Origin of the sequence: Streptobacillus canis (assembly GCF_009733925.1) — a bacterium.
Lineage (GTDB): Bacteria > Fusobacteriota > Fusobacteriia > Fusobacteriales > Leptotrichiaceae > Streptobacillus > Streptobacillus canis.
This window is the reverse complement of sequence record NZ_WOEI01000039.1, coordinates 1-8,328: the sequence shown is the minus strand read 5'-3', so window position 1 is coordinate 8,328 and position 8,328 is coordinate 1. Positions and strand designations below refer to the sequence as shown.

Annotated in this window: 7 protein-coding genes; 1 reads left to right on the top strand and 6 read right to left on the bottom strand. The window is 26.9% G+C overall.

All coding sequences use genetic code 11. The annotated features are described in order from the left end of the window. Positions 1-398: 398 nt before the first annotated feature. A complete protein-coding gene (locus GM111_RS07785; protein WP_156300536.1) occupies positions 399-2,459 on the bottom strand; it encodes a hypothetical protein in 2,061 nt (686 codons plus the stop codon). Positions 2,460-2,612: 153 nt separating this feature from the next. On the opposite strand from GM111_RS07785, the gene GM111_RS07780 reads away from it, so the two are divergent. After that, positions 2,613-3,674, top strand: a complete 1,062-nt coding sequence (locus GM111_RS07780; protein ID WP_156300535.1) for a M24 family metallopeptidase — start codon at positions 2,613-2,615, stop codon at positions 3,672-3,674. 35 nt (positions 3,675-3,709) lie between these two features. Here GM111_RS07780 and GM111_RS07775 read toward each other — a convergent pair whose 3' ends face one another. The 5 genes from GM111_RS07775 to GM111_RS07755 all read right to left on the bottom strand — a co-directional run bounded on the left by GM111_RS07775 (position 3,710) and on the right by GM111_RS07755 (position 8,118). Then, the gene (locus tag GM111_RS07775) at positions 3,710-4,660 is read right to left on the bottom strand and encodes an ABC transporter permease (protein WP_231479789.1); all 951 of its coding nucleotides are present in this window, start codon (positions 4,658-4,660) and stop codon (positions 3,710-3,712) included. Positions 4,661-4,672: 12 nt separating this feature from the next. Next, a complete protein-coding gene (gene opp4B / locus GM111_RS07770) occupies positions 4,673-5,635 on the bottom strand; it encodes an oligopeptide ABC transporter permease (RefSeq protein ID WP_156300534.1) in 963 nt (320 codons plus the stop codon). A gap of 2 nt (positions 5,636-5,637) precedes the next feature. After that, complete coding sequence (locus GM111_RS07765) at positions 5,638-6,585, bottom strand: ATP-binding cassette domain-containing protein (protein WP_156300533.1); 948 nt, start codon at positions 6,583-6,585, stop codon at positions 5,638-5,640. Then, complete coding sequence (locus GM111_RS07760) at positions 6,585-7,601, bottom strand: ABC transporter ATP-binding protein (RefSeq protein ID WP_156300532.1); 1,017 nt, start codon at positions 7,599-7,601, stop codon at positions 6,585-6,587. Before GM111_RS07760 ends, GM111_RS07765 begins: the two co-directional genes overlap by 1 nt. A gap of 103 nt (positions 7,602-7,704) precedes the next feature. After that, positions 7,705-8,118 (bottom strand): Fur family transcriptional regulator, encoded by a 414-nt coding sequence (locus tag GM111_RS07755; protein WP_156300531.1) that lies wholly within the window; start codon positions 8,116-8,118, stop codon positions 7,705-7,707. Positions 8,119-8,328: the final 210 nt, after the last annotated feature.

The window sequence follows — 8,328 nt, the reverse complement described above, 5'->3', positions numbered from 1 at the left end:
TGTTACTAAATTACTTTTTCATTTACCTTATAAACATTTTAAGATGATTAAAAGTTCCTTCTCTTTTTAGAAAGAACTTTAAAGCTATTTGGGGCTTTGATCCTTTTATGCAGTATTAAGCTTGAAGTTTATGAACTTTTTGTTTCTTCTGCTATTGGACGACCTATTCATAAATTCTATAATCCTAATGGCCTATTATTTAAATAGGTATTTTTGTATTACTCAAATTTACTTATTAATTTTATTTTTTATACACTGTAACTTCTTTTTACATTAATCAATAAAATTATATACATCTTATTAGAATTATAATTTCCTATAGAACAAAAAAAGCCAGTTTTTTACTGGCTTTTTTGGTTATTTAGAGCTGTTTATTTCGGAACAGCCCCTTTACTATATTAAAATACTATTCTACTTTTTAAATCTCTTATATTTAAATTTATTTCATTTATTTTTTTCTGATCAGTCGTTAATTTAATTGCTTTTTCAAATGATTCGATTGCTTTTAAATAATAATAATTTGAATCTTCAACTCTAATTTTTGTATCCCCCACTCTTACGAATTCTTTTGCTTCTAAATAATAGAAATTAAAATCATTGTTAAACATATCTTTTCTTATTCTACTTTCAAGATCTGCAATTACTCTATTAGTATCACTAATTTTATTTGTATTCTTAGTATATTTTAAAGCTTCCCTTAAAGTATTTATTGCTTGTTGATAATAGTAATCAGAATCATATTTGTTTATTTTACTTTCACCTAATCTAATTTGTTCTTTAGCTTTATTGTATAATTCATCAAATCTCATTTCATTTTTCATTTCTTTAGTATTTTCAGAAATTCTTTTTTCTAAATTAGATATATATGTGTTTAATTCATTTCTTTTATTTCTATCATTAGTATAATTTAAAGCATTTTTAAATGCTGTAATTGCTTGTCTATAATAGTAGTTTGCATCATCAATATTAGGTTGTTTTTCTGCTAATTTAATTAATTCAACTGCTTTATTATATTCTTGTATGAATTTATATTTATTTTCTTTTGTAATATTATTATTTTTAATTTTAGTTTCTAACTCTTTAATATATTTATTTACTTCATTACGTTGATAGTAATCATTAGTATAATTTAAAGCTTTTTTAAATGAATCAATTGCTAAATTATAGAAATAATTTGCATCTTCAATTTTATTTGATCTATTTCCTTGATCTACATATGATGAAGCTTGTCTATAATATACATTAAAATTATTTGCAGAATTGTTTCCTGTTCTAGTTCTAATATTTTCTAAATATACATCTATTTGACTTACTTTAGCTCTTTCTCCACGAGAAATATAAATTTCTCTTGCTTTTTCAAAAGCATCTTTTGCTACATCATATCTTTGAAGGTTATAGTTTCTTTGTCCTTCTTCAAAATATTTATCTGCACTTTGTAATTCTACTCTATATTTTATATTTTCTAAATATACATCTATTTCTCTAGATAATGTATAATTTCTATATTTTTCATATATTTCTTTAGCGTCTATAAATCTAATTTTTGCTCTTTCATAATTCCCAGAATTATAGTAAGTTTTTCCTTCATCAAAGTATCTATTTGCTTTATCAAGATCAACTCTACGCACTATGTCTCTTAAATAAACATCTATTTGTTCCACATTTCTATTCATTGAATATCTAGAATAAATATTTCTTGATTGTTCTAATCTAGATTTAGCTTCTTCAAATCTTCCTAAGTTATATAAATTTATACCAGATTCATATAATTTAACTGCTTCAGCTATGTCTATATCTCTTTTTAAGTTAACATATTTTTGTTGTGAATTTCTATAATTATCACTGAAATCTTTATATGATTCATAACCTTTGTAATACATATCTCTTGCAGCAGCTAAATTTCCTAAACGTTCTAAACTTTCTGCTCTATTGATATATACATCTGCAGTATATCTTGCAAATGATTCATATAATGAAGAATATTGACTATTTCTAGCTTCAGCTTTTCCTAATTTTACAATAAATTCATCTAAAGCATTTACTCTATTATTTAAATCTAAGTTCGTATATTTTTTGATTGATTCTATCGCCATACTTAAGTTTCTATAATTATCTTGTCTAGATCTAAAGTCAGTATATCTTTCTAATATAGGATTCTTTTCTATAATATTGCCCATTTGCCATAATTCAAAATATGCATTTGCTTTTGTTCTATCATCAGTTGCATTTTTAATAATAGATAAATATCTATTTTCTGTTTCTCTTATTCTTGAAATTATTTCATTTTCTATTTCTATAGGTATTGCTTTTTTAGCATTTTTTAATTCTTGTGCTGTTGTTTCTAAAGCACCTATATAATCTCCTCTTTCATATTGTTCTTTAGCTGTTAAAGCTGAACATGAAGTAATAAATAAACTTACTACTATACCAATAAATAAACTCTTTAAATTTTTTTTCATTTTCTTCACCTCTCCTTGTTATACCTCAATGATACACCGAATAATACAAAAAGTCAATCAAACTAATAAAGTTATAAGATTATTAATAGTATAAGTATAGTTTACTATTGCAATATTTTTTTCTAGTGAGTATAATAAATATGAGGTGATATTATGAAAAAGATAGAAATATTGAAGTATATAGAAGAAAATAGTTTAGACGCTATTATGATTACCACACCAAAAAATATTGAATACTTAACTGGTTTTGCATGTGATCCACATGAAAGAGCTCTAATATACGTATTTAATAAGCTTGGAGAGGATTTTCTACTATGTCCAAAATTAGAAGAAGAAGATGCTAAGAGAGTAATCCAAGGAACTAAAATTACTGGTTATTTTGATACTGAAAACCCTTATCAAAAACTACATGAATTAACAAAAGATATACCAAAAATAGGGGTAGAAAAAGAACATATTACTGTTTCAAGATTTGAATCAGTATTAGAAACTTTTAATGTAAAAGAAACTCTTGACATTTCATCACTAATACGTAATTTTAGAAAGAAAAAAAATAATTCAGAATTAGAATTAATGGAAATTGCCGCAAAATATGCTGACACGTGTATAGAAATTGCAGTTAAAAATCTAAAAGTTGGAATTACAGAATTAGAATTGAAATCAATTATTGAAAATGAAATTAAAAAACAAGGTATTTCTAAAATGAGTTTTGACACTATTGTTTTATTTGGAGATAATGCTGCAAGCCCACATGGTGAAAGTGGAGATAGAAAACTAAAAGAAAATGAATATGTATTATTAGATCTTGGTTGCTACTATAAAGGATATGCAAGTGACATAACTAGATGTATACCATTTGGAAAAGTATCTGAATTTGATAAATCTATATATGATTTAGTATTAAAAGCAAATATGGAAGCAATTAAAGCAGTCAAACCAGGTATAACTTTTGCTACACTAGATAAAATAGCTAGAGATATTATTACAGAAGCAGGGTATGGTGAATATTTCAATCATAGACTAGGGCATGGATTAGGGATGGATTGTCATGAATATCCTGATGTTTCACAAAAAACATTAGATAAGTTAGAACCTGGAATGACTTTTACAATAGAGCCAGGTATATATTTACCTGATAAAGTTGGTATAAGAATAGAAGATGATATATATGTAACTGAAGATGGATATAAAGTTCTAACTAAATATCCTAAATAAATAAAAAGCTGATTTCGTTGAAATCAGCTATTTTTTTATCCTAATCTTTGTCTAGCGTCACTAGCTCTCTTTAATGCTTCTCCTATATAGTTAATACATAACATAATTACTAAGATTAATAATGATGCTGGCATCCATACCCACCATTTATCAGCAAGTACTTCTGGGGCTGTTGCATAACTTATTAAGATTCCTAACGAAGGAACTTGAGCTGGTAATCCATATCCTAAAAATGTTAAACCTGTTTCTATACCTAAGTTTCCTGCAAATCCTAATGTTAAACCAACTATAATTAATGAAGATATATTTGGAAGTAATTCTCTAAAAATTATCTTTGCATCACTAGTTCCCATAGTTTTTGAGGCATTAATATAATCTCTTCTTACCTCTGAAAGAACCTTACCACGAATCAATCTAGCCGTACCTGTCCAATAGAATATAGACATTATTAATATAAATGTCACTACATTATATTGTGGTACTATAGTAACAAATACTATAATTATTAAAGTTGTTGGTAATATACTTATAAAATCTATGATTCTCATCGCTAAATTTTCTATCCAACCACCATAGTAAGATATTATAACTCCAACTACAATTCCAATAAATGAAGTAATAATTGTAACTGAAAATCCTATTACTATAGAATTTCTAGCTCCTATAATTAACTGACCAAGAATACTACGTCCTCCATAGTCAGCTCCCAACCAATAACCTTCAAGAGGTGCTGCATATTTATCTAATAATCTAACTTTCATTACATCTTCTATATCTAGTAAAAAACTTGCCGAAAAGAATATTACTATCATTAATATTGCTAATAAAGTAAGAGAAAATAAAGCTACTTTATCTTTTTGGAATTCTCTTTTAATTACATTAAACCCTGATGGTACTTCACTTGCTAAGCTATCTTCTATTACTTTATTTTCAGCTTCTTCGTGCATTTTATCCATTTCTAATTCTAAATCTTCGTTTGTCTTCATCTCTCTCCTCCTTTACTCTATTCTTATTCTTGGATCCACTATCATTAATAAAATATCTGATAATAATGAACCTAATAAACTCAAGAATCCGTAGAATAATATTAATGTTGTAATAACTGAATAATCTCTTGATGATATTGATGAAATAAACAATTGTCCCATACCTGGATAATTAAATATTGTTTCTATAAATATTGATCCACCAAATAATCCTGTTATTGTATATCCTAAGAATGCTACAATAGGTAATACTGAATTTCTAAATATATGTTTAGAATAAACTACTGCTTCAGGTACCCCTTTTGCTCTTGCAGTTTTAACATAATCTAATGATTTTGAATCTATAATTTCACTTCTTAAATATCTTATAGTCCATGTAGTTGCAAGTAATGCATATGTTATTGCTGGTAATAATAAGTGATATATCTTATTAATTACATAAGGCATAGTTCCAGGTGTATATCCTAAATCTACTGACCCTCCTGTAGGGAATATTCTTAATTTATATCCAAATATAAATACCATTAATAATGATAAAATAAATGTTGGCATTGCATAACTTATAAAGTTATAAATTGTAACTATTTTATCAAGTCTTGAACCGTCATATCTACCACTTAATATCCCTAATGGTAATGCAATTGAGTACATTAATATTACAGATAATAATGATAAGAAGAATGTATTGTAAATTCTTTCTCCAATAATTCTTGTAACTGGTAATTTATATGTATAACTTATACCAAAGTTTCCGTTAAATGCTCTTCTCATCCAGTTAATATATTGTGTATATAAAGGGTCATATAATCCTGCTTCTCTTCTTAATTTTTCTATAGCTTCAGGTGGTGTAGTTGGTGAAATTAATCCAGTGAATGGATCCCCTGGCATTAATTTAGCTACAACGAATACTATTATACTTAAGATAAATAATTGAGGAATCATTGCTAAAACTCTTCTTAAAACCGTTTTCCACATATTTATTTACCTCCTTTATTTAAAGCAACATAATGATCTGTAGAAGCATCAAATAATTCTAAATCAAATACTCTACCTTTTTCATCATAATATACTTTTTCTAATTCTTTATATTCTTTATCAATTTGAGCTCTGAAATCTCTTTTTTCATCTCTAATTAATGGATTAACATCAGGTATAGCTGCAATCAATCTCTTAGTATAGATATGTTGAGGTTGAGAGTAAATTACTTTCTTGTCTCCTGTTTCAACGAATCTACCTTTATACATTATAGATATATGATCACACATATGTTTAACTACTCCCAAGTCATGTGAAATGAAAATGTAGCTTAACCCTAAATGTTTTTGTATTTTTTTCATGTAGTTTAATACTTGTGCTTGAACTGATAAGTCAAGTGCCGAAACTGGCTCATCTGCTATTATTAATTTAGGATTTGTTGCAATTGCTCTAGCAACCCCTAATCTTTGTCTTTGTCCTCCACTGAACTCATGTGGATATTTTACAATATTATCTTCAGTCATCCCTACAATTTCAAGTAATTCAATTACTCTTTTCTTTTCTTGCTCAGGAGTAAAGTTTTCAAAATTCTTTAAAGGTTCTGATAAAAGATCTATAACCCTTTTTTTAGGATTTAAAGATGACATTGAATCTTGGAAAATCATTTGCACATTTTTTCTATACATTGATTTTCTTTTAACTCTATTTAAATTTATTTCTTCACCTTCATAGAATAATCTACCTTCTGTAATTTTCTCTAAACCTATAATAGATTTTCCAATAGTTGACTTTCCAGATCCTGATTCTCCAACTAAACCATATGTTTTCCCTTTTTCAATTTCCATGTTAACACCATCAACGGCTCTAACATAGTCTTTAATTGTATTGAAAAAACCTCCTCTAATTGGGTAATGAACTTTAAGTCCTTCTAATTTTATTAATTTGCTCACTATTCCTCACCTTCTTTTGCAAAGTAGAAATTTTTGTAACAAGTACATCTTACTAAATGTCCTTCTTCAACTTCATGTAAAGTTGGAACTTCTTCATGCTCATTTTCTGCAATCCAAGGAATTCTATGTCTAAATCTACATCCTTTTCTTGGTAGGTTTTTTAAAGATGGTACTGTACCATGTATTACATGTAAATCATCTTCTGAGTTTGAATCCATTTGAGGGATTGAACTTAATAATGATTTAGTATATGGATGTTGTGGATTTTTAAATAAGTCATATACTGATGCTATTTCAACTATTTCTCCAGCATACATTACCGCAACTCTATCTGCAATTTCAGCAACTACTCCTAAATCATGTGTTATTAATATTATCCCTGCACTAATATCTGCCTGTAATTCACGAATTAAGTCTAATATTTGTGCTTGAATTGTAACGTCTAATGCTGTAGTTGGCTCATCTGCTATTAAGATAGCAGGTTTACATGAAAGTGCTATAGCAATTATAATTCTTTGTCTCATACCTCCTGATAATTCATGAGGGAATTGTCTCATAACTCTTTCTGGATTATTAATACCAACTTTAACAATTAATTCTTTAACTCTTTCTTTTCTTTCTTCTGGAGTTAATGTAGTATGATATTTTAAACCTTCTTCAATTTGATCTCCAATTCTCATTAATGGGTTTAATGCAGAAAGTGGATCTTGGAATATCATTCCTATCTTAGCCCCTCTTATTTGATTAAATTGTTCCTCTGTAAAATCAACTAAGTTATTTCCTTCAAACTTTATTTCTCCAGAAACTCTTGTATATATTGGGTTGTGTAATCCCATTATTGAAGTTGCAAGTGTAGATTTTCCACATCCTGATTCACCAACTATGGCTAAAACTTCATTTTTTCTTAACTCAAAACTCACACCATCAACAGCGTTATAATATGTATCTTTTATACGAAAACTCGTAATTAAATCTCTAACTTCTAATAGTACATCATTTTGTTTTTTATCTTCCATATTGATTTACTCCTTTCCTAATATGTATTCATCGCTTAGATTTATATTTTACTATATTTTTGAAAATTTTTCCATATACTAGCTATATAAATTATATATATAACTATTTATCTTGTTTATCTTTACAATCCTTACATAATCCTTTAATGTAAAATTGTATTTCATCAATAGATATACCACTTAATTTTTCTAATTGCATCTTAGTATAATCTATTTCAAAATCCACCATTTTATTACATTTTAAGCATTTAAAATGTCCATGTGGATAATCTTCTACATCATATCTAGTTTCATTTCCTTCTATAACTATAGCATTTGCAATTTTATTTTCTACAAATAGATTCAATGTGTTATACACCGTTGTTTTTGATAGTGTAGGTAACTCAGGTAATAAATCTTTGTATATTTTGTCTACAGTAGGATGAATATGATTAGAATGTAGATAATCTAATATTTTTATTCTATGTATAGAAGGTTTTATACCTCTACCTTTTAAAAACTTTTCTACTTCTTGCATCTTTACCGCCTTTTTTGTATGTTATTTTAATTATATAACTAAGTAGTAATTTTGTCAAGTTTGTAATAATTTCAAATTTGTATAAAAAAGGTGATTTGGGATTTTAAAAAATCCCTTGAATCACCTCTTTCTTTTCTGTATAATTTAATCACCAAACAAAAATAACAGAAAGGAGTGATAAACATGACATCTAAAATCAAATTCATCTAG

What these genes read in the sequence shown, in the direction of transcription:
- GM111_RS07785 (WP_156300536.1), bottom strand. Translation starts at nt 2,459, where the DNA reads ATGAAAAAAAATTTAAAGAGTTTATTTATTGGTATAGTAGTAAGTTTA.
- GM111_RS07780 (WP_156300535.1), top strand. Translation starts at nt 2,613, where the DNA reads ATGAAAAAGATAGAAATATTGAAGTATATAGAAGAAAATAGTTTAGAC.
- GM111_RS07775 (WP_231479789.1), bottom strand. Translation starts at nt 4,660, where the DNA reads ATGAAGACAAACGAAGATTTAGAATTAGAAATGGATAAAATGCACGAA.
- opp4B (WP_156300534.1), bottom strand. Translation starts at nt 5,635, where the DNA reads ATGTGGAAAACGGTTTTAAGAAGAGTTTTAGCAATGATTCCTCAATTA.
- GM111_RS07760 (WP_156300532.1), bottom strand. Translation starts at nt 7,601, where the DNA reads ATGGAAGATAAAAAACAAAATGATGTACTATTAGAAGTTAGAGATTTA.
- GM111_RS07755 (WP_156300531.1), bottom strand. Translation starts at nt 8,118, where the DNA reads ATGCAAGAAGTAGAAAAGTTTTTAAAAGGTAGAGGTATAAAACCTTCT.